Below are 23,934 nucleotides of genomic sequence, written 5' to 3'. Positions count from 1 at the left end.
GGATTGGAAAGTAATTTTCATGATAAAATGGAGGCACTTTTCATGCAGGTATGTTTCCCGTGGAATTACTCAGGATTTACGCCGCTTTGGCTTCAACATTGCTTTTATGGGCATCCGCGTTTGTTGGAATCCGGATCGGTCTGGTTGATTATTCGCCCGGAGCGCTGGCGTTGCTGCGTTTTTTGGTAGCGTCCTTGTTTATGGCGATTATTTACGTCCGGTTACCGGCTAAAAAAGCCATGTCATGGAAAACCAGGATGGCCTTATTGACCATAGGTATCGGGGGGATCGGGATTTATAACCTCTGTTTGAATTATGGGGAAATGACGGTATCCGCCGGTGTCGCCAGTTTTGTGATAGGCCTTATCCCCGTGATTACGATTATTCTGTCGGTGCTGCTGTTGCGTGAGCGGCCTGGCCCTGGAGTCTGGCTTGGCATTGTACTCGGTTTTTGTGGTCTTTTTCTTATTATGGCGGCGGAAAACGCGTACCGGTCCCAGGGCAGTGGCGTGCTGATGATTATGGTATCGGCATTGATGGGAGGGATTTACACGTTCAGCCAAAAACGCTATTTACAGGCTTACCATCCTGTGATCGTAACCGCATGGATCATCTGGGGTGGTACGTTCATGTTACTGATATTTCTACCTGATTTAATCAGGGAAATACCTCATGCCGGCAAGCAGGGAACCATCGCTGCTGTTTACATGGGCATTTTCCCCGCAGCACTTGCTTACGTCGCCTGGAGCTATGTTATCCACCACTGGTCTGCCACTAATGCGGCGACGTTTCTTTATGCCATGCCGGTGATATCGACGGTCATGGGGTATCTGGTTTTGTACGAAAGGCCTGGAAGATTATCCTTGATCGGCGGGTTTATCGCCCTGGCGGGTGCTTTGGTGGCCAGCCGCTTTCAACAGCGGGTAACACGTTCAAATGCCGGCGAAAGCGAAAACAGTTCTGAGTTAGCCGTGTCCACGGGATAATACCAATCAGTCCTCCTGTGGTGACCAGGATGCAGGCGATCAGCAGTTCAATGGAGGGTTTCGCCATGTCCAGCGCGATAAGCACCAGAATGGATAAAACAGGGTTACCGTAAGACAACAGGCCCAGTAATTTAAAGTTGCCGTTTTTGACCCCGATATCCCAGAAGAAATAAGCCAGTCCCTGTGTGGTAATACCCATTAGCATCAGAATAACCCATTGCCTGGCATGCAGTGTGATGGTGGTTTCCAGGGAAAGATGGGCAATGAGTGAGCAAAAAGCAGCAACCCCGCAGCACATACCGATAATTTCAACAGGCGCATTTTCAAAATGTCTCGATGTTAAACAATACAAAGACCATATCAAGGCACCCAGAAAAGCGAGTACGTAGCCTAACAGGTAATGCGTGTCAAAACCAAAGCCATGATGACCCTGGCCAAGCAGCGTATAAACGCCGGCAAAACCGAGGCAGGCGGCGATGATATGTTTGATGCTGAGCCGTTCATTCGGTAAAAAACCGGCCAGTAAGCTGATTAACACCGGCCAGAGGTAATTGATCAGATCGGCATGGGCCGCAGGAGCGAATTTGAAAGAAGAGACGTAAAGTATTTGATTGATATAGATGCCGGCAAAAATGATAAGATACAGCACCCATGGCTGTTTTATTTTTTTCCATTGTTTGCGCACGGTCAATTTGCCTGCCGATAGTAAAAAACTGATGAAGAAGGTGATGGACAGGACTTCAAAAAGGGGGATCGATTTGACGGCTGCCGTGAACGGGCCGGCTACCATCCAAAAAAGCAGTGCGACGTATCCGATGAGGGTCGGATGTCTGAGAATTTGCATTATATTTATTCATTTGGATCGCATATAAATCGCATGGTATCAATTCAAGGAAAAAACGCAACAGTCGATTTTCTATTTTTATTCCTGAACAGGGAGCAAAGAGTGTCGCATCTGGTTTGAAAACCTTATAATCTATTTTTACCTGACTTGCGAGTGACAACTCATGGAACTGAGAATCGACAACACCCCTTTTAAAGCCATATTTCAACCCCTTGATTTAGGTTTTACCCAACTTAAAAACCGCATACTCATGGGATCCATGCATACCGGCCTTGAAGAAGACAAGGAAGGATTGCACCGGCTGGCCGCTTTTTATCGCGACAGGGCCCAGGGCGGCGCAGGATTGATAGTGACGGGTGGCTTCGCACCCAACCGGGCTGGCCGACTGGCTCCATTCGCAGCGAAACTCACCAATAGCAAGGAACAACTCCGCCATGAACTGATTACCCATACGGTGCATGAAGCGGGCGGAAAAATCATTTTACAGATTCTTCATGCCGGACGATATGGATATCATCCGTTCGTGGTTGCGCCGAGCGCCATCAAATCCCCTATCAGCCCTTTTAAACCCTGGGAAATGAGCAAACGGCGAATTGCCAAAACCATCGACCATTTCGCCCGTTGTGCCCGTCTTGCCCAGGCAGCAGGTTATGATGGCGTTGAAATTATGGGTAGCGAAGGGTATTTGATTAACCAGTTTATCGTGGCCCATACCAATCACCGACAGGATGAGTGGGGGGGAGCTTACGCCAATCGTATACGTTTTCCCGTGGAGATTGTGCGCCGGGTACGCGAAGCGGTTGGCGAACGATTCATTATTATTTATCGCCTGTCCATGCTTGATTTGATTGCGCAAGGCAGTAACTGGGATGAGGTAGTTATCCTGGCCAAAGCCATTGAAGAGGCTGGCGCCACGATGATCAATACTGGAATTGGCTGGCATGAGGCAAGAGTTCCGACCATTGCCACCATGGTTCCGTCCGCCGCGTTTACGTCAGTGACCAGACGTCTTAAGCCGGAGGTTCAAATTCCCCTAATCACCTCTAACCGCGTCAATACACCGGAACAGGTGAGTCGGATATTGGAAGAAAATATGGCCGATATGGTATCGATGGCCAGACCTTTTCTGGCGGATGCCCGGTTTGTGGAAAAAGCGCGATTGGGAGAATCCGAAGCCATTAACGTCTGTATTGCCTGTAATCAGGCTTGCCTTGATCGGGTGTTTGTAAATAAAACCGCGTCTTGTCTGGTGAATCCCCGGGCGTGTAATGAAACGGAACTGGTTTATCAAACACCTCACAAGCCCAAACGCATCGCGGTAGTTGGCGCAGGCCCTGCCGGTCTGGCTTTTGCCTCGGTTGCCGCGGAACGAGGCCATGAAGTGACTTTGTTTGAAAAAAGTGACGTATTGGGCGGGCAGTTTAATCTGGCGAAACGGATACCGGGCAAGGAAGAGTTTCATCACACCATTGCGTATTTTTCCCATCAATTGGCCAAATTTAATGTGGATGTCCGCTTGCAAACGCCCGCCACACTTGAGTTATTGCAAGGGTATGATGACGTGGTTCTGGCCACCGGCATCTCGCCGCGTATACCAGATATCGAAGGAATCACTCATGAGAAGGTCATGGTTTATGTGGATGTGATTATGGAACGGAAAAAACCGGGACAGCGTGTTGCCATTATCGGAGCCGGGGGGATTGGTTTTGATGTCGCGGAGTGGTTGACTCATGATCATGAAACGGAGAGCGACAGGCTGTTTTATGATGAGTGGGGAATTGATCTTAAAATGGAACATCGAGGCGGTATCAAGGAACGCATGGCCGTTTCTTCTCCCCGGGAAGTGTATCTCCTGCAACGTAAAACAGGGAAACATGGCAAAGGTCTGGGTAAGACAACGGGATGGATACATCGCACCAGCCTTAAGCACCGTCATGTCAAGATGCTGGGTGGGGTGGTTTATGAACGGATCGATGATGAAGGATTGCATATTCGCATGAATGATCAACCCCGGCTGCTCGAAGTGGATTCCGTGGTGATTTGCGCGGGGCAGAATGAATTGCGCGATCTGTATGAACCGCTAAGGGAGCAGAGACAATCCGTTCATCTTGTAGGCGGTGCCTTTAAGGCGCTTGAACTGGATGCGAGGCATGCTATCGATCAGGCTTGCCGGATGGCCGCTTTGATATGAGTCATATTGCCGTGGTGATCAACCCGGTCGCCGGAAATGGATTTGGCAAGAGGGCTTGGCAGATTCTGCAGCCGGGGTTACATGCCATGTTTCAGAAAATCAGTTCGCGCATGTCTAATCATGCTGATGATATCGGTATCATGACGCGGGACTTGTTAAGCGCCAAACCCGATTATCTGTTAATCGTCGGCGGTGACGGCACACTAAGCCAGGTCGTTAACAGTCTGTTTCAGGATGAGAAACAGCTCAGCCCCGAAACCCGTCTGGCGTTTTTCAATTGTGGTTGCGGCGGCGATTTTGTCCGCCAGTTTCCGGCGCAGAAAATCACGGAATTTCTCGATCGTCTGGCGCACAACCAATATATCACTACCAATATCGGCCAAATTCGTTTCGGGGATCAGCGGGTTAAATATTTTGTTAATATTGCCAGTGTCGGTATGTCGGCACAGGTTGTGGTCAATGCGTCAAAAGGGGGCTGGTTAAAAAAGCTGGGGGGCAGCGTTTTTTATTTTATCCATGGACTTTCGGCGTTGTTGCGCTATAAGCCGGGTAAAGTGCGGATCCGGTGTGATAACCATCCGGTTGAAACGAGTGACGTATGGCTGATTGCACTATGCAACGGCCAATATTTTGGCGGTAACATGCATATTGCGCCATTGGCCAGAATCGATGACGACATGCTGGATGTGGTGACAGTTCTGAATTTCAATCGCATCAAGGTGATGTTCAAATTTATCAAGATTTATACCGGCAAGCATTTACTGGAAAAGCAGGTTCACTACATGCAGGCCAGGGAAGTGACGCTGGATACGGATCAAACGGATATTCCCGTAGAAGCCGACGGGGAGTTTCTCGGTTATTTGCCCGCTGCATTTACATTAATTCCCGGTTATCTTAAGTTGATTGTCTAATCCCTCAAACTCGCCCATCTTTCTGTAACGACCGTTCTGTTGAACGAATAATTTTTTCCTCGTTCAGAAAGAATAATAATAGAACATATTAATTAATTTAGTGCATAGTCACCATAATTTTGCTATTATAGTGAGCAATTTTTACATTACTTAACCCATTCGGGGTTATGCGGTATATTTTTTTGGAACATAATATGACACAAGAATTAGCAAATTTTGCTGACCTCCGTTTATCCGATGTCTTGTTAAAAGCCCTTGAGGATATGAAATTTCAAACCCCCTCACCGGTTCAGGCACAAACCATTCCGTGGTTATTGCAAGGCCGTGATGTGATTGCTCAGGCGCAAACGGGAACCGGCAAAACGGCAGCGTTCGCTTTGCCGATTCTGCAACAACTGTTGCCAAACTCCAGAGCCACACAAGCCCTGATTCTGGCACCGACCAGAGAACTGGCTATCCAGGTGGCTGAACAATTTGAGACGCTGAGCAAACATCAGAAAGGCACAACGGTATCGGTATTGTGTGGCGGCCAGGATTATCGCCGTCAATTAACACAATTGCGGGACGGGGCGCAAATTGTAGTGGGAACCCCTGGCCGTATACTTGATCACATTGAGCGAGGTACGCTGAAGCTTGATAATTTGTCTACATTTATTCTTGATGAAGCCGATGAAATGTTACGTATGGGTTTTATTGAGGATGTGGAAGCTATTCTTGCCAAACTCCCTGATGACAAACAGTTTGCGTTATTTTCCGCGACCATGCCCTACCGTATTCGCCAGATTGCCAACAGTTACCTGCGTGATCCGGTTTCTGTGGAAATTCGTTCGGCAACGGCCACGGTGCAAAGTACGGAACAGCGATTTCTTTTCGCCAACCCCGCGCAGAAACCCGATGCCTTGTTGCGTGTCCTTGCTGTGGAAGATTACCAGGGCGTTATCGTATTTGTTCGCACGAAAAGCAGCACCGAGGACGTCGCTGAAATATTACAGAGCCAGGGTTACCGGGCTATGGCCATACACGGTGATATTACCCAGGTGTTAAGGGAGCGGATTATCGCCCAGTTTCGCCAGGGTGCCATTGATATTCTGGTTGCTACCGACGTGGCGGCACGTGGTCTGGATGTGGAGCGGGTCACTCATGTGATTAACTACGATGTGCCGCATGATTGTGAAACATACGTACATCGTATAGGTCGTACCGGCCGCGCCGGACGAAGCGGCATTACCGTGCTGTTTATAACACCACGAGAATCACGTATTCTCAATACCATTGAGCGTCATACCCGTCAGCGCATAGAAAAAATTACGGTACCGGATGATCACAGGATCCATCAGATCAGGCAGCTGCGTTTGATGGCTAGTATCAGCGAGCGTTTAACCCACCAGCATTTACCGGGTTATCAGCGAATTATTGCGGAATTTATGAAAAATCATCCTGAAAGCTCCATAGCGGATGTAGCGGCAGCTCTGGCTCTGATGCTTAATCAGGATAAACCCTGGCAAAAAGAATTGCCTAAACCACCGCGTGCGGAAAAAGAAAGCCGCCGTCGTGAAAGCAAAGAGTTCAAATCCGCTAGCGGGCGTGGCGGTGAGTCTCTTGAACGTGGTTTTTCCAAACACTCCAAAGTCGGGAAAAAGCATGGTCGTGACGATGACTCCCAGGAGTTATACCGTATTGATATTGGTCGTATTCATGGGGTGAAGCCGGGCAATATCGTCGGCGCGATTGCCAATGAGGGCGGACTGCAAAGTCGTTTTATTACCCGGTTAAAGATTCACGAGGATCATTCCACCGTTTGTTTGCCGAAGGACATGTCCAGGGAAGTATTTCAGGATTTGAACAAAGCCTGGGTTTGTGGCCGGCCGTTGAAGCTGACGTCGCTTGGCAGTGCGTAGGCTCTGCGCACCAATTTTTCTTCGCACCATTTTTGCGAAAAGGCAGTAGCCCGTAAGGAGGCCTGCGGCTCTATTGCGGGTTTTATGTGCCAATTAGGAACGTTTTCCCGCATTACGGCTGCGCCTTCATGACGGGCTACAGGAAATTATTAGTTGTTGGGCAAGAATAGTTGCCTTGATTGATAAAGATCATTTATCAATCAAGGCGATATTATCGTACCCTTGGTTAAGAGCATGGCATTTCCGGGCCATTATTAATTTGGCATTTTGATGGCATTTCCGGGTCATTATGAACGGTAATTTTGTCTTCAAACAATTGAGTGTTGGTAGAAGATACCACCTGGATGTGACTGTCTTCATCTGTAAAATACAACTCCGCTTTCCCTGCTACGGCCACGGCGTCATTCAGCTTTGACTCTGCCAGAACCGACATGTTGAAGAAATCCATGGGTGACCGATAACTTTCAATGGCAGTGCTTTTTGCTGACATTCCTTTAACGGTGATTTGGTTATGGTACAGTACGGCAGGGTGTTTGGCTGCATCATCAGTCAGAAGGTGAATTCCACGAAGACTCGTTCTTTTCTGGTAAGCACAATCCGGATTCTTTGACGTTACAAAAATGGATGAATGACTCATTCTTGCATCAATTCCGTGCTTTAAAGCAAAGTAGTTTCTGGAGTCTATTGTGACACTGGTTGCATCACAATCCTCTTCAACGACATTAAAGTTTGAGTCAGTGATATCGACATAACTGTTCATGGCGTAGATGTTCCCGGAATTTTTGCCAACAATAGTTAGATTGGTTTTTTCCAAAATCAGCATGCCATCGGTGAAAATATTCATCGAAGTATCATCGCTGTTCAAATGACAAGTCAGATCCCTGGCATCGATGGCATCTGCAAAAATATTAAGACCCCTTCCGTCCGTCTTTTTAATTAACAGGACATTACTAAGTGTTAAAAAACCATTACTGTAAATATTAATATCAAAATCATAATTATCCACTTGTACTGGATTGGCGTTGGTTTTTACAATCACGTTTTCTATGGTGCCAGCAGCGCCTTCATGTCCGGCATAATCATTCCAAAGGAGACTTCCTTTTAAAACAGGGCGCTCCTCGCCATAAGCAATGTGTTTAAAATCGGCTGTTCTACCAACAATGGCCATACGATGCTTTAAACTTAAAAACTGCCCTTTCTGTTGTTGGTGTGAAGGAAGATCATAGTCACCGGACGCAAGCCACAAATAGATTTTTTCATCTTCTGGCAAGGCATCAATGATTTCCTGACTAAGTTTTTGGCAGGGTGCTTCAAACGTACATTTTTCCCGGATATTGTCTCTAGTGACGATTTCATCCGAACCATCCGGGCTAAAAAACCATATGTTGTTGATTAGGAAGTCGGGTGACTTGATGTGTTCAAGTTGATACGTGGCAGTCCGCTGAAAATCTTTAAGGTTGGAAATAATCCGGCCACTGGTATCTTTAAGGGAGAGGGCTGAATCATAAAATAAATGACCCTGAGCGTAAGATGTTGTCTCATCTATGCGCATTTTCTCCATCATTGCGGGGGGCAAGTGACTCAGGGTTAATGTTTGTGGTAACAAGCGATTAATTTGAGCTTTTTGTGCCAGCACAATTGGGTGAAAGCAGGACTGAACCAGTAGAAAAAATATAATTTTTCCAGACATCCGTTTGAACATAACCTCTCCTTGGTGACTCATCAACTCCATTTGTGACGCAATAAGCTAGCATTTTATTTTTTTGATGTAAATGCGTGCTTTCCGCAGTTCCATGGTTCAGGATTTCATGGCTATTGTTATGGCAGCGGCAGCCAGCATTACAGTAGCTGCTGCTCCGCTATAAAAAGCGTAAGGATTATTGGCGATGTAACCCTGCTCTTGCCGTAAGGTTTCAAGCTGTTGGTCGATGAGCGGAATGATTTTTTCTAACGGTTCCCCGGCAAGTGAGATCTGAGCCGTCAATGTGGGTATTTCCTTTTTAATGGCCTCGGCTATTTTATATTGCTTAGCCGCATCAAAGTTATCGTTGCATTCTTTCATGTATTGCTCGCTTGCAAACGTCAAAGCCTCGGAAACGGCGCTGCTAAAGGCAATGGCTTCCTCTTCATCCCAGTTTTTAAGGCCAAAACTTTCCTTGCAATTGTATCGGCGCAAGTCTGTTCCATGTTGAAACCTGCGGCGAGCTTCGGAAATCAACCCGGGGTTGCCAAGAATTTCCTTCAGTTTTTCATAAAAGCGTCGCTTGAATTTATCTTCCATACCAGTCATAAAAAATATCTTCCCTATCATCCTTACAATAAGCGGTATTCTATTTATTTATGAGGTATTCGGCCAGCATTTCGAGTGAATTTAATACCAAAACGGGCTATCGGTTTGAATTTATGGCGTGACGTGCCAAATCTGTCCTTTTTTTAATTTATATGACATTTAATATGCCTTTATGCAAATAAAATTGATTGTTTGGGTGGCAGTTATTATAATCCGTAAGTATTTTGCATAGAAAATCACATAGTTAAGGTTCTAGATGAAAGTAATAACCACCTTATTGGCCCTGTTTTTTGCAAGCCTTGTTTCAGCAACGCCGCTTAAAAATATTGTTATTTTTGGCGACAGCCTGTCGGATAACGGCAACCTGTATGAATACATGCAGCATGAGATCCCGCAGTCACCGCCTTATTACGAAGGCCGTTTTACCAACGGGCCGGTTTGGGTTGAGCGGTTGGTGGATTCCTATTACCCGAATCAGGGTGCGGCTCATCTGTTGGATTATGCGTTCGGAGGAGCCGGTGTGGCGGACGAATCGGACAATGACGATATCCTGTTCACGCTCAAACGGGAGGTGGATAGTTATTTACTGGCTCATCAGGATAAAGCGGATGAGAGCAGCCTGTTCATCGTCTGGATTGGCGCCAATAATTATTTAAGTATTCCCGACAACGCGGATCAGAGAATCGCCGCTGTTAACGCCGGTATTGCGAACAATCTTGCGCGCCTTGCCAGGGCGGGTGCGAAGCATGTTCTGGTTCTCAATTTACCGGATCTGGGGCAAACGCCGATGGCGCGATTGTTTGAAGAAGAAGAGCGTTTGTCTTATTTTTCCAGTCAGCATAACGAGGCTCTGGCAAGTACCCTGGCGGGGTTGAGACAGCGTTATCCGGACGTTCAATGGCTGGAATACGATGTCAATCATCTGCTCAATAACATTCTGGCTGATCCAGAGCGATATGGATTCAGCAATACCGTGGATACCTGTTTTGACGCAATTGTCGACAAACCCTCGCAGCAATCCATTTTAAAAATGGTCAGACACATTCGCCCGAATAATAAGGATGAGGAGCTTTGTGCCGCTTATCTGTTTTTTGATCCCGTTCATCCCGCCGCCCCGGCGCATCAACTCATGGCTAATGATGCACGGCTGTTACTGGATCGGGCCGGTATTAAATTTCATTAGGCTCCGTGCACCAATTAATTACGGCTGCAAAAAAGGCGTATGATTTATCCCTTATTTGTAGCCCGTAAGGAGGCCTGCGGCCGTATTGCGGGTTTGATGAGCCACGTTATGATCGTTTTCCCGCATTACGGTTTTGCCTTCATGACGGGCTACAAGACATTATTATTTGTTGGGCAACAATAGTTGCCTTGTTTTAGATCGGAAGAAAATTGATTCACAGAGGCTGGAGCCTGTTATCAATGCCTGACTGGAAACAGGCAGGAATTTTGCATGGGATCCAACTCCAGAACCCCACTTTATGGACTCTATGCGATTCTTGTCAGGATGTGTCTTTTTTTTGATGCTCTACTCGGCCAGCAGCGTATCAGGTGTACTCGACATTGAGGTAAATCAGCAAAAACTGGCACTGCCTTATCGCGCGGCTGTCGGTGACGCCAAAGGGGCTGTATTGATTATTCATGGCAGCCAGCCGATTTATGGCCAGAGCTTCGTGAATCGGCTGTCGGATAAACTGGCCATGCTTGGCTGGTCGACGTTGCTCATTCAGACCTATCAAATCAATGACAAGGCGAAACTGACGGACATTATTCCTTCTTCCCTGACCGCATTACGGCTCAAGGACAATAATCGTCTGGTGGTGATCCACTATGGCGATCAGTTACAGGTGTCTTTGGACTATTTTGTTCAACCGCAATCCAAACAGGCCAACGGTATGATTTTGCTGTCCGCTTATGATCGTACCGATGCGAAAAAGCAAGCCGATCTATTGAAAAAACTGCGATTTCCGGCGTTTGATATTGTCGGGCAATTTGATTACGGCAGGGTACTAAGGCAAGCTAAAAAACGGCATGACGCCAACAGTGAAAACAGCAAGTATCAATTTCTGATGCTTCCCGGAGCCAGACATCAATATACTTATACATCGGCTATGCTGGCGGCTTATGTAAACGGCTGGATGGAGAAGTTATCACGTAACATCCGCGCGAGCCCCCCCATACCGTCTTGAATAAAGTTTTATTACCATCCCTTGCTTGCGCAAATCAATTCGTAGGCTTTGGTGATCTTGTGTGTTTTGTCGTTAGCAAGCTTAATCATTTCTTCCGGCAATCCCTGGGCAATTAATCTGTCCGGGTGGTTGCGGCTGATTAAGCGGCGGTATGCGCGTTTTATTTCCTGTTTGCTGGCTTGGGGAGTCATTTCGAGAATGGCGTAGGCATGAGCTAACGTGTTCTGGGGTGTTGGTTCCTGTTGTTGACGGCTTCCGGACGATTGCCGTTGCCGACTCCCATGGGGTGCCGAGTGATAAACACGGGCGCCGAGATCTTCATAAAAACGGTATTGCTTATGCAAGGGGGCGAAACCAAGCTCTTTGAAAATGATATCCAGTTTGTTAATTTTAGCCTCTGATATACCATCAATCATGGCAGCACGGTATTGAATATCCATAAACAGTTTGAGCAGATCAGGGTTATCGCGGCAGGCATTTTGTAATCGGGAAAGGGTACGCAACAAATCAAAAGTGGGTTGCTTACCCTCACTGAAATAGCGTTTGGCAAGAGTTTTCTGGGCATGGTTTAAGCGCATTTCAGACATAAGGGTGCGTGCCAGAGCGATTTCCTGTTCTGAAACACGACCGTCAGCCTTCGCAAGATGACCCATGATTGCAAAGGTGGCTTCAAAATAGACTTTTTGTACGGCTTCCCGCTTTTCATGATGGTAACGCCAATGAGGCGAACCAAAATGAACCGATAGTCCCTTATCAAAAAAATTACCTATCAAGATACCTAAAAAAGCACCTACGGAGCCGCCTATCTGGTAGCCAAAGAAAGCACCAAGGAGTTTTCCCCACCAGGTATTGGTTGTAAAAAATTGGCGAAAATTTATCAAAACAATGTTCCATAATGGTTACAGGGGGAACCTGATATAGTGATTTGAATTTTAAACGACCTGTTTCGACGTACCGCTGCTTGTCATCGGTATCCATGAATCACCCTGGATGCCCCGGTTAAGTCGAGGCACGTAGTTTTTGAAGAGGTCATTTCTTGTAATTTACTATATATCTATTATTTTAGCCGTATTTCCGCCCTGATGGAATTTTTATACGGCGAAATATAATACAAACCCGGTTGACGCAGCAGGATGGACAAAAAATTGGGTGATCCCAAAACTCGCATTTTGGCGTTTCTTGAGTATATACTTGCCTGTTTTCCAGAATGTCATTGTTAGACTGATATTATATAAGCCGTTTCAGGCAAGGCAGGCCATGCGTTTCATTTATTCAATATTATGGTATTTGATAAGCCCTTATCTTCTTTTACGCTTGTGGTGGAAGGGTCGGCAGCTTCCATCTTATCGCAAGCGCATTGGCGAACGTTTCGGCTGGGGGATGTCCGGGGTTGAAACATTTGATGTCTGGATCCACGCCGTTTCCCTCGGCGAGGTGATTGCGGCAACACCGCTCATAGAGCAATTGGCGGCATTACAGCGACGAATCCTGGTGACCACCATGACACCGACCGGTGCTGAAAGAGTGCAACGTCAATTCGCCGACCGTGTTGTTCATCGTTATATTCCCTATGAATTTCCCGGAGCCATGCGTCGTTTTTTTCAAACGTATCAATTGCGAACGGGTATTATTTTTGAAACCGAATTGTGGCCTAATTTAATTCATTATGCGACTCAGGCTCGTGTCCCACTGTATTTGTTTAACGCGCGTTTGTCTGAAAAGTCTTTACAGGGCTATCGAAAGATCCGATGTATTATTAAACCGATGCTGCGTAGTTTCAAAGCCATTTATACCCAGGCCAGGGAGGATGCACAGCGATTTAAAATGCTTGGTGCGCAAGAAAATCAGGTTACTACGTTGGGGAACATTAAGTTTGATTTGCAGACCAAAGTCTGCGCCAGAGATGAATTCGATCATTTAAAACGAACATGGGGAGAGGATCGGATCGTTGTCATTATTGCCAGTACCCATGATAATGAAGAACAACAGATTTTGATGCGTTTACCCTCCTTGCAGAAGGCTATCCCCCATGTTCTGTTATTGATCGCGCCGCGTCATCCCGAGCGCTTTGATAAAGTTGTCCGCTTGTCCCGGGAAATGGGTTTTAATACCGGCCAGAGAAGTCAGCCTGACACGCTCAATAGTGATAACGACGTCATCGTCATAGATACGTTAGGAGAATTACTCGCCTGTTACCAGATCAGCGACTATGCTTTTGTAGGCGGTAGTCTGTTGCCGATTGGAGGTCATAATATGCTGGAGCCTGTTGCCATGCACGTGCCTGTGTTTAGTGGCAAGTATGTTCATAATTTTAAAGCCATCGTCCGTGATCTGGAGGAAGCTGAAGCCATTATTCTGGTCAACGACGCGCAGGAATTGCTATCCGGTATCGTTGCCTTGCATCAGGATAGGGAAAAAAGAAACAGGCTGGTGAACAATGCCAGCCATGTGTTGGAAATCAACAAAGGTGCGGTTGCCCGTTATGTCGAGATAGTGGAGTCGGCATTAGCAAACGGCCAAGGCTAAACAGTAACCTGGAGCCGGCCGTTTGTCAGGAATCTGAAAGTTGTTACAACCGTTGCGCTAACCGCCCTGATTCTGGCGTTCTTTAATTTCTGAAAGGGTTTTGCAGTCAATGCAAAGGGTGGCTGTTGGCCGGGCTTCCAGACGACGAAGACCTATCTCGATACCGCATGCCTCACAATATCCAAAATCGTCGTCACGTAAACGCTCAAGCGCGTCTTCAATTTTCTTGATTAATTTTCTTTCTCGATCGCGGGTACGCAATTCCAGGCTGAATTCTTCTTCCTGACTGGCGCGATCGGAGGGATCGGGAAAATTGGCCGCCTCGTCTTTCATGTGAGTTACAGTTCTATCGACTTCTTCCATAAGTGATTGACGCCAGGCCAGCAATATTTTCTCAATATGCGCCAGCTGTTTGTCATTCATGTATTCTTCACCCTCAGTTTCCTGGTAAGGTGCTATTCCCATACTGCCTATAGCGTCGCTTTTCACGTTATGTTTACTCTCATTGGTTGAATCAACAATATTTGCCGGCATCTTTGCCTCCCGCTATTACATCCTGTTTAACAAGCTCATTCTCGCAAGGGAATGAAGGGGGGTTAGATATATCAAAAATCCGGTGACGCATCAACTATTATTCGCTTTCCGCCGCTTACCCGGTCATTGCCTTGCCAATCTTGCCAACAATCAATCTCCTCGTACCCATGTTCTTTCAACATGGATGTTACTGCTGTTTTTTGATTATAACCATGCTCCACTAATAATAGACCGTCCGGCTCAAGTCTCGCAAGGCTGTGCCTGATAATGTGCTCCAAATCAGCCAGTCCCTGTTGACCACTGATCAACGCGGATTGCGGTTCAAAGCGGATATCACCCTTTGCAAGATGAGGATCTTCGCTGGCGATGTAGGGTGGGTTGGCGACAATGGCATGAAATCGCCGGGAGGTGTCGATATTGGTAAACCAGTTGGAATGATAAAAACGTACATTACCCAGCTTAAGCCGCGCGGCGTTTTCTTCCGCAGTCTGCAGGGCATTCCGGCTGATATCACAGGCGACAATCTGCCAGTCCGGGCGTTCCTTGGCGATAGCCAGCGCTATGGCGCCGCTGCCTGTGCCCAAATCGAGAATCCGGGCATTGTTTTGTGTTTTCAGAAAACGGAGCGTCAATTCGACTAATAATTCCGTTTCCGGACGAGGGATTAATGTGTCTTCGCATACTTTCAGAGGCAGAGACCAGAATTCCTTGACACCGGTGAGATAAGCGACCGGATACCCGTGGGCGCGTTGGGCTATTAATTGTCTGAACGTATGCCATTGCACAGAGGTCAGTTTTTCTTCGGGATGGGTGAAAAGATAGGCTCTGGATTTCATGAGCACATGGGCTAGAAGGACTTCCACGTCAATACGGCCATCGGGATTGTTATCGTTTAATTGAGAAATACCCTCGGAAAGCGCGTTTTTGATGTCAATCATGCCGGCTAAGCTCGGAGAGAAGTTCCGCGTGATACTCCCGTTTGAGCGCGTCAACAACCGGTGTCAAATCACCGGCAATGATGTCGTTGAGCTGATAAAGTGTCAGGTTAATGCGATGATCGGTAAGGCGCCCCTGTGGAAAATTATAAGTACGAATTCTCTCTGAACGATCGCCGGTTCCAACCAGTGATTTTCTGGTCTGTGCCTGTTGTTGCCGTTGTTTGCTCTGTTCAGCGTCCAGCAATCGCGTTTTTAATAAAGCCAAAGCCTTGGCGCGGTTCTTGTGCTGCGAGCGTTCATCCTGACATTCCACGACGACCCCGGTGGGTAAATGGGTAATACGGATTGCGGAATCAGTTTTATTGACATGTTGTCCGCCGGCGCCGGAGGAACGGTACGTGTCGATGCGTAATTCATCAGGATTGATGGATATGTCATCAATTTCCTCGACTTCCGGCAATATCGCGACGGTGCAGGCGGACGTGTGTACACGCCCTTGCGATTCCGTTTCCGGGACACGTTGCACACGGTGGGCGCCTGATTCAAATTTTAATTGCGAATAGACGGAATGGCCGCTGATGCGGGCGATAATTTCCTTAAAGCCGCCGTGCTCGCCATGACTGGCGTTGACGATTTCCAGATGCCAGCCCTGTGTTTCAGCATAACGGCTGTACATACGAAATAAATCCCCGGCAAAGATGGCCGCTTCATCGCCTCCGGTTCCTGCCCGGATTTCAAGATAGACGTTGCGTTCGTCGTCAGGATCTTTGGGTATCAAATGCCATTGCAACTGTTCGTCCAGTTCCTGCACCTGCTCTCTGGCGGCGGTTAGTTCTTCCGTAGCCATCGCGGCGAGTTCCCGGTCATCACCGTCAATAAGTTCCTGCAGGGAATGGAGGTTGTTACGAGCCTGTAAATACTGATCGTAACACAAAGCGACGGGCTCCAGCTGCGCATACTCTTTGGAGAGGTTTTTGAACTGTTTCTGATCAGCGATAACACTCGCTTCCGATAACAAGCGCCCTGTTTCCTGAAACCGTTCAAGCAATTGCTCCAGTTTTAATTCAAGAGATTTCTTCATAAATGGCTTGAGTTTCTGATGCGTTAAATAAATAGCGGGTCAAATCCAGAAGATCTTCCCGGCCGTCCCAGGCTGCTTGCCGTAATCCCTGGGTAGGATGGTGCATCAATTTATTGACCAGGCGTCTGCAGAATTCCTGTAATACGTCCTGCTGGCTTGACCCGGCGGCCAGACTGGCCAGGGCGCGCTGTAATTCCTGATGAGCCAGATTCTGCATATGATTGCGATAATCACAGATGACGTCCCTGGCTCGCAGGGAACGGTGCCAGCGGATGTAATTGTCGAGTTCGCAATCAATTAATTGTTCCGCTTGCACGGCGGCTGTCCGGCGTTGATCCATACCTTTGGTGATCATGGATTGCAAATCATCAATATTGTAAAGAATAACCTTGTTCAATTCACCGACATCGGGTTCGATATCCCGAGGTACCGCCAAATCGAGGAAAAACATGGGAGCGTCGGCACGTTTACTTAAGGTATGGGCTACCAGGTTTTTATTGATGAAAGGGAGGGGGCAGGCGGTTGCTGAAATGACCACGTCCGCTTCGGCGAGATATTGGGGAATGTCGCCGATAGTCAACGCTTTCCCTCCAATCGTGTCGGCAAGCCGTACGGCATTTTCCCGGGTTCGACTGGCGACCAGAAATTGAGATACCCCCTGTTTATGCAAATATTTCGCTACAAGGTTAGCCGTTTCCCCCGAGCCGATTAAAAATACCTTAAGGGCGTTCAAGTCCGCAAAAAACTGACCAATCAACTGGACACCAGCATAGGCGATTGATACGGGATTGGTACCAATCCCGCTCTGGTTTCTTATTCGTTTGCTGGCACTGAATACGTATTCGAATACGTGGCGCAAGTTTGTTTTAACGGTACCTATCCGGCAGGCCGATTGATAAGCCTGCTTCATCTGGCCCAGAATCTGGGGCTCGCCAAGCATCATGGAATCCAGTCCGCTGGCTACACGCAAGGTGTGTCGAATACCCAGATGACCGTGATGAAGATAGACATGGGGTAACAACGACTCGGGTGACAGGCGGTGTTCCTGGGCCAGCCAGGGAATTAACGAATCCGGATCATTAGTGTCGCAATAGATCTCGGTCCGGTTGCAGGTCGACAATACGGCGGCTTCATTAATTGTGACGTGTCCCACCAGCTTTTGAAGCAGTGTATCGTGCATGGTTGGCGTAAGCGCGATTTTTTCGCGCATTTCCAATGGAGCTGTTTTATAATTTAAGCCACAGGCGACAAATACCATTCAATTTTACAGGCTGCTTGGTAATTCTCGAATTGTAAACCATTACCCTGTAAAAATGTAGCATTGTAACTTTTTTAAATCAGAAGCCTGTTATTCCATGTCCGGGAATTCGCGAGCGGGCAGGCAAACTCTACGAGCCTGGCATCTCAAGTCCCTGACAGTTATGCCGCTAACAATGGAAAGAGCTTTTCAGCGCGCTGTTCTGATAAGGAGCTGATAATGGATATTGTTTTTCAAGGCTTGCATAATAGTGAGGAAACTGCCGAAGACATCCTGAGTGTGTTGCGTTTGTTTAAGGAGCGTTATCAAATCAGTCATTTTCGTGAAATACATTTGACGGTAACTCTGGTGGATGATCATGGTGAGGATGTCGAGTTGGCGGATAATGAAACGGGCCAGGTATATCGTGTTTTTGAAGTATGTCGCAAAGGCAGTGAGCTAAGCCCCGGACGTCGTACGCATCCCATGCTGCAACTGGTCGTGGATAACACGCGTTGAAACAGGAGATTGAATGATAACCGGTGTGCTGGCCATAGTGATTACCCTGGTGCTGGTCATCGGATTACATGAAGCCGGCCATGCGCTGGCCGCTGTTCTGTTTCGAGTTAAAATCCAGCGTATTTCCATAGGTTTTGGCCGACCGCTTCTCAAATGGCAAGGCCAAAAAGGACCGGAATGGGTTTGGGCCCTATGGCCTCTGGGCGGGTATGTGCAATTATTAAACTCCCGTATTCAACCTGTTTCGGAAGCCAGTTTTCCTGATTGTTTTGATAAAAAGCCCATTTGGGTTCGTTGCGTTATTCTGCTGGCCGGAGCCTTGGCCAATGTCCTGTTGGCCTGGATGGCCTTTACCGTCCTCTTCATGGTCGGGTACAAACAGACCCCGCCGATCGTGGCAAACGTTATTCCCGGCAGTCTGATGGCCAGTGCAGGCATTCAGGCCGGTGATCGGGTGGCGGCTGTGAATGGCCGCCGAACCCATTCCTGGCAGTCTGTTGGCATGGCACTCATTCGCGAATTTGGACAACCTGGTGTGCACATAACCGTTTTGCGCGCACAGGATGCCCGGCATGAGGTGACGGTTGATTTGAGTAACTGGAAATATCCTCGTGGAAAGGGATCGTTGCTGGCGTTGATGGGGCTTGAAGTGCAATCACCTTCTATCAGACCGCAATGGGTTGCCGGTGTCGCCTTGCATAAGGCAGCCTGGCTGGCGATCATCAAGATCGGCGACCAGTTGTTTCAATATATAATTATATTGAAACAACTGGTGACAGGAATGATTCCGTTTTCGTTGTTGCTTGGCCCTGTAGGCCTGTTTGGTGCGACCTGGAGTTCCTTTGTCCACGGGTTATCGGTTTTCATGTATTTTATCGCAAGTCTGAGCCTTGCCGTCGGTCTGGTGAATTTATTCCCGTTTCCGGGTCTGGATGGCGGATTACTCGTCTATGCCTTGGTAGAAAAAGTGCGGGGCAAGCCCATATCCGTTGCTCTGGAAGTGTTGTTGCATCAATTGGCGGTCATCGTGTTCTGTCTTCTTTTTGTGCAATTGATTTTGAATGATCTGGTACGTTATCTGGGATAACAGGACCTTTCAGCAGTTCTCGCGCAACACCAGACATCGACACGCCGTACGCCCTGTTTTTTAAATTGCCGGGCCAGTTCGCTGGCGGTACTACCGGTTGTTAACAAGTCATCTACCAGAGTGACGTGCTGAAAGTTATGCGGCCCTATAGTAAAGGAGTGGCGCAGATTTTTGCGGCGCTGTTGGCTGCTTAACCCAACTTGCGCCGGCGTGTTGATGGTTTTGCGGCACAGAGTGCGGTAACAGGGTATATTCAGTTGTCCGGCTAACAGTTTGGCTAACTCGACGGCTTGATTAAAACCTCGCTGCCGTAGTCGTTTGAGGTGGAGAGGTACCGGAATCAGACAATCAGGTTTATAAGGTTGCCGAGGCAAGGCGTCCAGCATCAGTTTGGCCAGAAACGTGCGTATAGCCAGAGTCTGGCCGTATTTATAATCATGGAGGAGAGTGCGCAACGCCCCTTCAAAACGATACGCCGTCAGAACCTTATCAAAGGCCGGGCGCTGTTTGACACAATGGCCACATACTGCAAATGATTCATCAATCAGGGGCAGCCCGCAATATCGACATGGGTGGTCGATGCGTGTCAATAACCCTTCACAGGTTCGGCACACGGCATAACATCCGCGATGATAGCTACCGCACAACAGACAAACGGCAGGGATTCGAAAACGTTGTGTTATACTTGCGATTTTCTGGCGCACGAGTGTTGGATTTCCATCAATTTAAGTCCGTTTGACATAATGAATCTAAATAAAGAAATTTGCAAATCATTCAATCAGCATGCTGCGGATTACGAGCAAGCCGCTTTGGTACAGCATGAAATAGGTACCCGGTTGTTTGAACGTCTGGATTATTTGAGAATCACACCCCGGTATGTACTGGATTTGGGATGCGGCACCGGTGTTTTTACCAGACTGCTTAAAAAAAAATATCCGTCGGCTGAAATTATCGGGACGGACATAGCCCATGCCATGTTATTGCAATCCCGCAAGAAACAGGGATGGAGAACAAAATGGCCGTTGGTTAACGCGGATATGGCACGACTTCCCTTCGCGACCGGTTTGTTTGATCTGGTGTTCGCCAATCAGGTGTTGCATTGGTCAACGTCTTTAAGTGCGACGTTTCGTGAATTAAGCCGAGTGATGAACGCCGGGGGATGTCTGATGTTTTCAACCCTGGGGCCAGATACGTTTAAGGAATTAAGGCAGGCATGGTCGCTGGTCGATCGTCATGCGCATGTCAATGATTTTGTTGACATGCATGATATCGGAGACGATTTGCTGGCTGAACAATTCCTTGATCCGGTGGTTGACATGGAAGTACTGACTATGCGGTATTCTTCCTTGCCGCAACTGCTTCATAGTTTAAAAGCACAGGGTGTTCGTAATGTTAATCCGTCACGAAACAAGGGGTTAACCGGCAAGGGCTCACAGGATGCCCTGGCAGGGGCTTATCAATCGCTTTGCACGGAGGAAGGGAAATATCCCCTGACTTATGAAGTGGTTTACGGGCACGCCTGGAAGGGTGAGATGCGATTAACCGGTCAGGGCAGTGAAACCTTTATTCCCGTTTCCGCCATTCGCCGCTAGGTTCTGTACACTTATCTTTTATCGAAGCGAAAATTGAGGTAATTTGCAGCCGATAAAAGATAAGTGCACAGAGCCTGGATTTTATGCACATGTGCTGTCATGGTTTAAAATAGATAAGTACACCGAGCCTGGTGAAGCATTGTCAAAAGAATGCTATTGTTTTTTCAGGTATCGAAACCAGGGATATTACGGATATGGAAAGTAATTTAATCGTTTATGCCGTTCCTGTCTTTTTCTTTTTGATAGCGGCGGAGTATCTTGTTGCAAGGAATCGCCATCACTCTCTTTATGAAATCAAGGATTTTGCCAATAACGTCAGTACCGGCATTCTTGAAGAGAGTGTTTCCATTTCATTGCAGGGTATTCTCTTCTACGCCTATCATGTTGTTTATCAGCATGCCGCCCTGTTGACGATCAATCCTAAGTCCGTTTGGGCGTGGTTTGTATTGTGGATTGCCGTTGATTTTCTATATTACTGGTTTCACCGGGGAACCCATCGCATCGCCTTTTTATGGATAGGCCATTCGGTTCATCATCAAAGTGAGCATTATAATTTATCGGTGGCGTTACGACAGGGGATCTGGCAATCCATCTGGTCACCGATGATATATCTTCCTCTTGCCTGGGCAGGCTTTCCCGTATGGATGTTTTTAACGGTTTTAACTCTGAATACGCTTTATCAGTTCTGGCTTCATACTGAAACCATTGGAAAACTGGGCTGGCTGGAGTATGTTTTTAATACCCCCTCCCATCACCGTGTGCACCACGGCAAAAACGCGGAGTACATTGATAAAAACTATGCGGGAAGCTTAATCATCTGGGATAAGTTATTCGGCACATTCCAGGCGGAAACCGTGCCGGCGGAATATGGCGTCACCGAACCCCTGGATACGTGGAATCCTTTTTACGCCAACATCAAGGTTGCGGCAGATATGGTTTATTATGGACAGTTTCTGAAAAAAACCAGGTCTCGTCTGGCTCTTTTTTTCCGTCCTCCGGAAGCCATAATAACGGAATTGGGTCCGGAACGATTTAATCAGGTCAAGCGCCAATATACAAGAAATAATCAAACGGTTCCTGTCTGGTATGTATTAGTGAACACGTCGCTTGCCGTTGTTAGTTTCTGTTATTTCATTGCCGGTCTTGGCGGTTCTCCTGGTCATTCTCTGGTATCGGCCGTTTTTCTTTTATTAACCCTGCTGTTGACCGGTGTGGTCAGCAACGGGGGGCGACGTGTTTATTTCGGGGAGATAATTCGTTCCGTATTGATTGTGTGGTTTCTGGTCTGGAGCCTGAATACCCTGATGTTGCCGATTGTTGCCGGAGTGCTGTTTTTCCTGATCAGTTATCTGCTCGTTTTCAATCGTTCGTTTTCCTTATCCACCATAGTGGGGGAGCTTCGCTATTTAATTTATAAATCGCTGGTTACTAATAAGGAGTAACAGCTATAATTTAATACACATTTATCGAAAATAGAGTATTCGGGAGCACTTATGGAGTTTGTCAGTCGCTATGTATCTCATCAACCCGACCGTCACGGCATGGTGAATTACTCCGATGAAGAACATCGTATCTGGCAATTATTGTATGAGCGTCAGATGAAGATTCTGCCGGGAAGAGCCTGTGATGAGCATATGCGAGGCCTGGATAATCTGGGGCTGTCTCCCGAGCGCATACCGCAATTACCGAACGTCAATGACAAGCTCCATAGCATGACGGGATGGCGAGTCGTGCCGGTTGCCGCGTTGATTTCCGCCCGGGAATTTTTTGAATTGCTGGCGAAGCGATGTTTTCCTGCCGCCACGTTTATTCGTTGTGAGGAAGAACTGGATTATGTTCAGGAACCGGACATCTTTCACGAGATTTTCGGGCATTGTCCGATGCTGACAAACCCTGTCTATGCCGATTTTGTCCATGATTACGCCTGCAAGGTTCTGGATTTTCCCGAACAGCAATGGCCTTTGCTTCAGAGGTTATTCTGGTTCACGGTTGAATTTGGTTTAATCAAGACCGCCCATGGATTACGGGCCTACGGAGGCGGTATTCTGTCATCCATCAGTGAAACACCCTACAGTATCGACAGCGATATTCCCATGCGGGTGATGTTTGATCCGGTTGTCGCCTTTCGAACCCCTTATCGTATTGATATGTTACAAAGAATCTATTTTGTGATAGAGGATTACCAGCAGCTTTATAATTTTGTTCATCAGGATGTTGCAACGTTGATGAGACGCGCCTGTGAACTTGGAGAATACCCTCCCTTTTTTCCGGTAGACAAGAACAACCCGAGTATTCATATCAGGGCTTGTTGAAAGAGCCTGATTGTAATGGGCGTGGAGTCTTGCTAATATCGGTGCATGTCTTGTGTTCATTGACGCCATTGTCAAGGAGCATTGTTTGATAAAAGTACTAATTGTTGATGACCATGCCTTGGTAAGAATGGGTATTCGACGATTACTGGAAGATTTGCCGGATATGGATGTGGTTGCCGAAGCGGAAAGCGGAAAGCGGAGAGCAGGCTTTAGCTTTGGTTAAATCCCATAAACCCGATGTTGTTCTTCTTGATATGAAAATGCCTGGTATTGATGGCTGGGAAGTCACTCGTCGTTTAAAAAAATCAAATCCGCAAATCCGGATCATCGCTGTTACGGCGATTTGTGCCGAGCCGTTGCCCAGTCGTATTCTGCAGTTAGGAGCCATGGGGTATTTGACCAAGGAATCCGGCGTACAGGAAATGGCGGCGGCTATCCGTAAGGTGGCGAAGGGTGAGAAATACCTTAGTGCCGAGATTGCTCAAAAAATGGCTATTAACAGTCTGGAGGCCGTTGAGGAATCGCCGTTTGATCGTTTGTCCGAACGCGAAATGCAAGTGATGTTTATGATTACCAGCGGCATGACGGTTCATGATATTGCCGAGCGTTTATTTTTGAGTACCAAGACTATCAATGGTTACCGATATCGCATGTTTGATAAATTAGGTATCAAAAACGACGTGGAACTCACGTTTTTGGCTATGAAGCATAGCGTGATCGAAAAACCGAGTGATTAGGCTCTGTGCACTTATCTTTTATCGGCTGTAAATTGTATCTTGTAGCCCGTCATGAAGGCAAC

21 protein-coding genes and 1 pseudogene are annotated in these 23,934 nt (G+C 47.4%); 13 read left to right on the top strand and 9 right to left on the bottom strand.

Translation table 11 applies throughout. From position 1 onward, the window contains the following. Positions 1-59 precede the first annotated feature (59 nt). Positions 60-986, top strand: coding sequence for a DMT family transporter (locus CKW05_RS11180; protein ID WP_082642699.1), 927 nt, complete (start codon positions 60-62; stop codon positions 984-986). Here the strand turns inward: CKW05_RS11180 and CKW05_RS11175 are convergent. After that, positions 877-1,830 (bottom strand): DMT family transporter, encoded by a 954-nt coding sequence (locus CKW05_RS11175; protein ID WP_058482103.1) that lies wholly within the window; start codon positions 1,828-1,830, stop codon positions 877-879. The genes CKW05_RS11180 and CKW05_RS11175 overlap by 110 nt on opposite strands. 163 nt (positions 1,831-1,993) lie before the next feature. Here CKW05_RS11175 and CKW05_RS11170 point away from each other — a divergent pair, with 163 nt between their 5' ends. The 3 genes from CKW05_RS11170 (at position 1,994) to CKW05_RS11160 (ending at position 6,830) form a co-directional block, all read left to right on the top strand. Then, on the top strand, positions 1,994-4,021 hold the full coding sequence (locus tag CKW05_RS11170; RefSeq protein WP_058482104.1) for an NADPH-dependent 2,4-dienoyl-CoA reductase: 2,028 nt from the start codon (positions 1,994-1,996) through the stop codon (positions 4,019-4,021). Further along, on the top strand, positions 4,018-4,932 hold the full coding sequence (locus tag CKW05_RS11165) for a diacylglycerol/lipid kinase family protein (RefSeq protein ID WP_058482105.1): 915 nt from the start codon (positions 4,018-4,020) through the stop codon (positions 4,930-4,932). Before CKW05_RS11170 ends, CKW05_RS11165 begins: the two co-directional genes overlap by 4 nt. A gap of 194 nt (positions 4,933-5,126) precedes the next feature. Beyond that, the gene (locus CKW05_RS11160; RefSeq protein ID WP_058482210.1) at positions 5,127-6,830 is read left to right on the top strand and encodes a DEAD/DEAH box helicase; all 1,704 of its coding nucleotides are present in this window, start codon (positions 5,127-5,129) and stop codon (positions 6,828-6,830) included. Positions 6,831-7,056: 226 nt separating this feature from the next. On the opposite strand, the gene CKW05_RS11155 is transcribed toward CKW05_RS11160, so the two are convergent. Continuing rightward, complete coding sequence (locus tag CKW05_RS11155) at positions 7,057-8,532, bottom strand: hypothetical protein (RefSeq protein ID WP_058482106.1); 1,476 nt, start codon at positions 8,530-8,532, stop codon at positions 7,057-7,059. Positions 8,533-8,628: 96 nt separating this feature from the next. Then, positions 8,629-9,120 (bottom strand): hypothetical protein, encoded by a 492-nt coding sequence (locus tag CKW05_RS11150; protein ID WP_133141187.1) that lies wholly within the window; start codon positions 9,118-9,120, stop codon positions 8,629-8,631. 256 nt (positions 9,121-9,376) lie between these two features. On the opposite strand from CKW05_RS11150, the gene plaA reads away from it, so the two are divergent. Both plaA and CKW05_RS11140 read left to right on the top strand, forming a co-directional pair. Beyond that, positions 9,377-10,303, top strand: coding sequence for a GDSL family lysophospholipase PlaA (gene plaA / locus CKW05_RS11145; protein ID WP_058482108.1), 927 nt, complete (start codon positions 9,377-9,379; stop codon positions 10,301-10,303). Positions 10,304-10,640: 337 nt separating this feature from the next. Then, on the top strand, positions 10,641-11,309 hold the full coding sequence (locus CKW05_RS11140) for an alpha/beta hydrolase (protein WP_133141188.1): 669 nt from the start codon (positions 10,641-10,643) through the stop codon (positions 11,307-11,309). A gap of 11 nt (positions 11,310-11,320) precedes the next feature. Here CKW05_RS11140 and djlA read toward each other — a convergent pair whose 3' ends face one another. After that, a complete protein-coding gene (gene djlA, locus CKW05_RS11135; protein WP_058482211.1) occupies positions 11,321-12,187 on the bottom strand; it encodes a co-chaperone DjlA in 867 nt (288 codons plus the stop codon). 379 nt (positions 12,188-12,566) lie between these two features. On the opposite strand from djlA, the gene waaA reads away from it, so the two are divergent. Next, positions 12,567-13,835: a lipid IV(A) 3-deoxy-D-manno-octulosonic acid transferase gene (waaA, locus tag CKW05_RS11130; RefSeq protein ID WP_058482110.1), complete on the top strand. Its 1,269-nt coding sequence runs from the start codon at positions 12,567-12,569 to the stop codon at positions 13,833-13,835. A gap of 57 nt (positions 13,836-13,892) precedes the next feature. On the opposite strand, the gene dksA is transcribed toward waaA, so the two are convergent. From dksA to hemA, 4 genes are all read right to left on the bottom strand, one after another. After that, positions 13,893-14,369 carry an RNA polymerase-binding protein DksA gene (gene dksA, locus CKW05_RS11125; protein ID WP_058482111.1) on the bottom strand — a complete coding sequence of 159 codons (477 nt, stop codon included), beginning with the start codon at positions 14,367-14,369 and terminating at the stop codon, positions 13,893-13,895. A gap of 71 nt (positions 14,370-14,440) precedes the next feature. Next, a complete protein-coding gene (gene prmC, locus CKW05_RS11120; protein WP_058482112.1) occupies positions 14,441-15,307 on the bottom strand; it encodes a peptide chain release factor N(5)-glutamine methyltransferase in 867 nt (288 codons plus the stop codon). Next, a complete protein-coding gene (gene prfA / locus CKW05_RS11115) occupies positions 15,300-16,388 on the bottom strand; it encodes a peptide chain release factor 1 (RefSeq protein WP_058482113.1) in 1,089 nt (362 codons plus the stop codon). The genes prmC and prfA overlap by 8 nt, the downstream gene beginning before the upstream one ends. Then, positions 16,372-17,646, bottom strand: coding sequence for a glutamyl-tRNA reductase (gene hemA / locus CKW05_RS11110; RefSeq protein WP_058482114.1), 1,275 nt, complete (start codon positions 17,644-17,646; stop codon positions 16,372-16,374). Before hemA ends, prfA begins: the two co-directional genes overlap by 17 nt. A gap of 219 nt (positions 17,647-17,865) precedes the next feature. Between hemA and CKW05_RS11105 the strand changes: the two genes are divergently transcribed. Beyond that, on the top strand, positions 17,866-18,144 hold the full coding sequence (locus tag CKW05_RS11105) for a hypothetical protein (RefSeq protein WP_058482115.1): 279 nt from the start codon (positions 17,866-17,868) through the stop codon (positions 18,142-18,144). A gap of 13 nt (positions 18,145-18,157) precedes the next feature. Next, positions 18,158-19,231: a M50 family metallopeptidase gene (locus tag CKW05_RS11100; protein WP_058482116.1), complete on the top strand. Its 1,074-nt coding sequence runs from the start codon at positions 18,158-18,160 to the stop codon at positions 19,229-19,231. Here the strand turns inward: CKW05_RS11100 and CKW05_RS11095 are convergent. Continuing rightward, complete coding sequence (locus CKW05_RS11095; RefSeq protein WP_231950465.1) at positions 19,219-19,845, bottom strand: ComF family protein; 627 nt, start codon at positions 19,843-19,845, stop codon at positions 19,219-19,221. The genes CKW05_RS11100 and CKW05_RS11095 overlap by 13 nt on opposite strands. Positions 19,846-19,974: 129 nt before the next feature. Here CKW05_RS11095 and bioC point away from each other — a divergent pair, with 129 nt between their 5' ends. The 4 genes and pseudogenes from bioC to letA all read left to right on the top strand — a co-directional run bounded on the left by bioC (position 19,975) and on the right by letA (position 23,872). Further along, on the top strand, positions 19,975-20,823 hold the full coding sequence (bioC, locus tag CKW05_RS11090; protein ID WP_058482213.1) for a malonyl-ACP O-methyltransferase BioC: 849 nt from the start codon (positions 19,975-19,977) through the stop codon (positions 20,821-20,823). Positions 20,824-21,017: 194 nt separating this feature from the next. Beyond that, positions 21,018-22,265: a sterol desaturase family protein gene (locus tag CKW05_RS11085; RefSeq protein ID WP_065238350.1), complete on the top strand. Its 1,248-nt coding sequence runs from the start codon at positions 21,018-21,020 to the stop codon at positions 22,263-22,265. A 51-nt stretch (positions 22,266-22,316) separates the two neighbouring features. Further along, entirely contained in the window at positions 22,317-23,135 is an 819-nt protein-coding gene (gene phhA, locus CKW05_RS11080) for a phenylalanine 4-monooxygenase (RefSeq protein WP_058482117.1), read from the top strand. Between the two features lie 85 nt (positions 23,136-23,220). Continuing rightward, positions 23,221-23,872: pseudogene (letA, locus tag CKW05_RS11075) on the top strand (two-component system response regulator LetA). Positions 23,873-23,934: the final 62 nt, after the last annotated feature.

Origin of the sequence: Legionella spiritensis, from assembly GCF_900186965.1 — a bacterium.
In the GTDB taxonomy this organism is placed as follows: Bacteria; Pseudomonadota; Gammaproteobacteria; order Legionellales; family Legionellaceae; genus Legionella_C; species Legionella_C spiritensis.
The sequence above is the reverse complement of the archived record's forward strand: the minus strand, read 5'-3'. Positions and strand labels throughout refer to the sequence as shown.

Bases quoted from the DNA above. Each gene is read 5' to 3' on its own strand.
- CKW05_RS11175 (WP_058482103.1), bottom strand. From the start codon at position 1,830: ATGCAAATTCTCAGACATCCGACCCTCATCGGATACGTCGCACTGCTT.
- CKW05_RS11170 (WP_058482104.1), top strand. From the start codon at position 1,994: ATGGAACTGAGAATCGACAACACCCCTTTTAAAGCCATATTTCAACCC.
- CKW05_RS11165 (WP_058482105.1), top strand. From the start codon at position 4,018: ATGAGTCATATTGCCGTGGTGATCAACCCGGTCGCCGGAAATGGATTT.
- CKW05_RS11160 (WP_058482210.1), top strand. From the start codon at position 5,127: ATGACACAAGAATTAGCAAATTTTGCTGACCTCCGTTTATCCGATGTC.
- CKW05_RS11155 (WP_058482106.1), bottom strand. From the start codon at position 8,532: ATGTTCAAACGGATGTCTGGAAAAATTATATTTTTTCTACTGGTTCAG.
- CKW05_RS11150 (WP_133141187.1), bottom strand. From the start codon at position 9,120: ATGACTGGTATGGAAGATAAATTCAAGCGACGCTTTTATGAAAAACTG.
- plaA (WP_058482108.1), top strand. From the start codon at position 9,377: ATGAAAGTAATAACCACCTTATTGGCCCTGTTTTTTGCAAGCCTTGTT.
- waaA (WP_058482110.1), top strand. From the start codon at position 12,567: ATGCGTTTCATTTATTCAATATTATGGTATTTGATAAGCCCTTATCTT.
- dksA (WP_058482111.1), bottom strand. From the start codon at position 14,369: ATGCCGGCAAATATTGTTGATTCAACCAATGAGAGTAAACATAACGTG.
- prmC (WP_058482112.1), bottom strand. From the start codon at position 15,307: ATGATTGACATCAAAAACGCGCTTTCCGAGGGTATTTCTCAATTAAAC.
- prfA (WP_058482113.1), bottom strand. From the start codon at position 16,388: ATGAAGAAATCTCTTGAATTAAAACTGGAGCAATTGCTTGAACGGTTT.
- hemA (WP_058482114.1), bottom strand. From the start codon at position 17,646: ATGGTATTTGTCGCCTGTGGCTTAAATTATAAAACAGCTCCATTGGAA.
- CKW05_RS11105 (WP_058482115.1), top strand. From the start codon at position 17,866: ATGGATATTGTTTTTCAAGGCTTGCATAATAGTGAGGAAACTGCCGAA.
- CKW05_RS11100 (WP_058482116.1), top strand. From the start codon at position 18,158: ATGATAACCGGTGTGCTGGCCATAGTGATTACCCTGGTGCTGGTCATC.
- bioC (WP_058482213.1), top strand. From the start codon at position 19,975: ATGAATCTAAATAAAGAAATTTGCAAATCATTCAATCAGCATGCTGCG.
- CKW05_RS11085 (WP_065238350.1), top strand. From the start codon at position 21,018: ATGGAAAGTAATTTAATCGTTTATGCCGTTCCTGTCTTTTTCTTTTTG.
- phhA (WP_058482117.1), top strand. From the start codon at position 22,317: ATGGAGTTTGTCAGTCGCTATGTATCTCATCAACCCGACCGTCACGGC.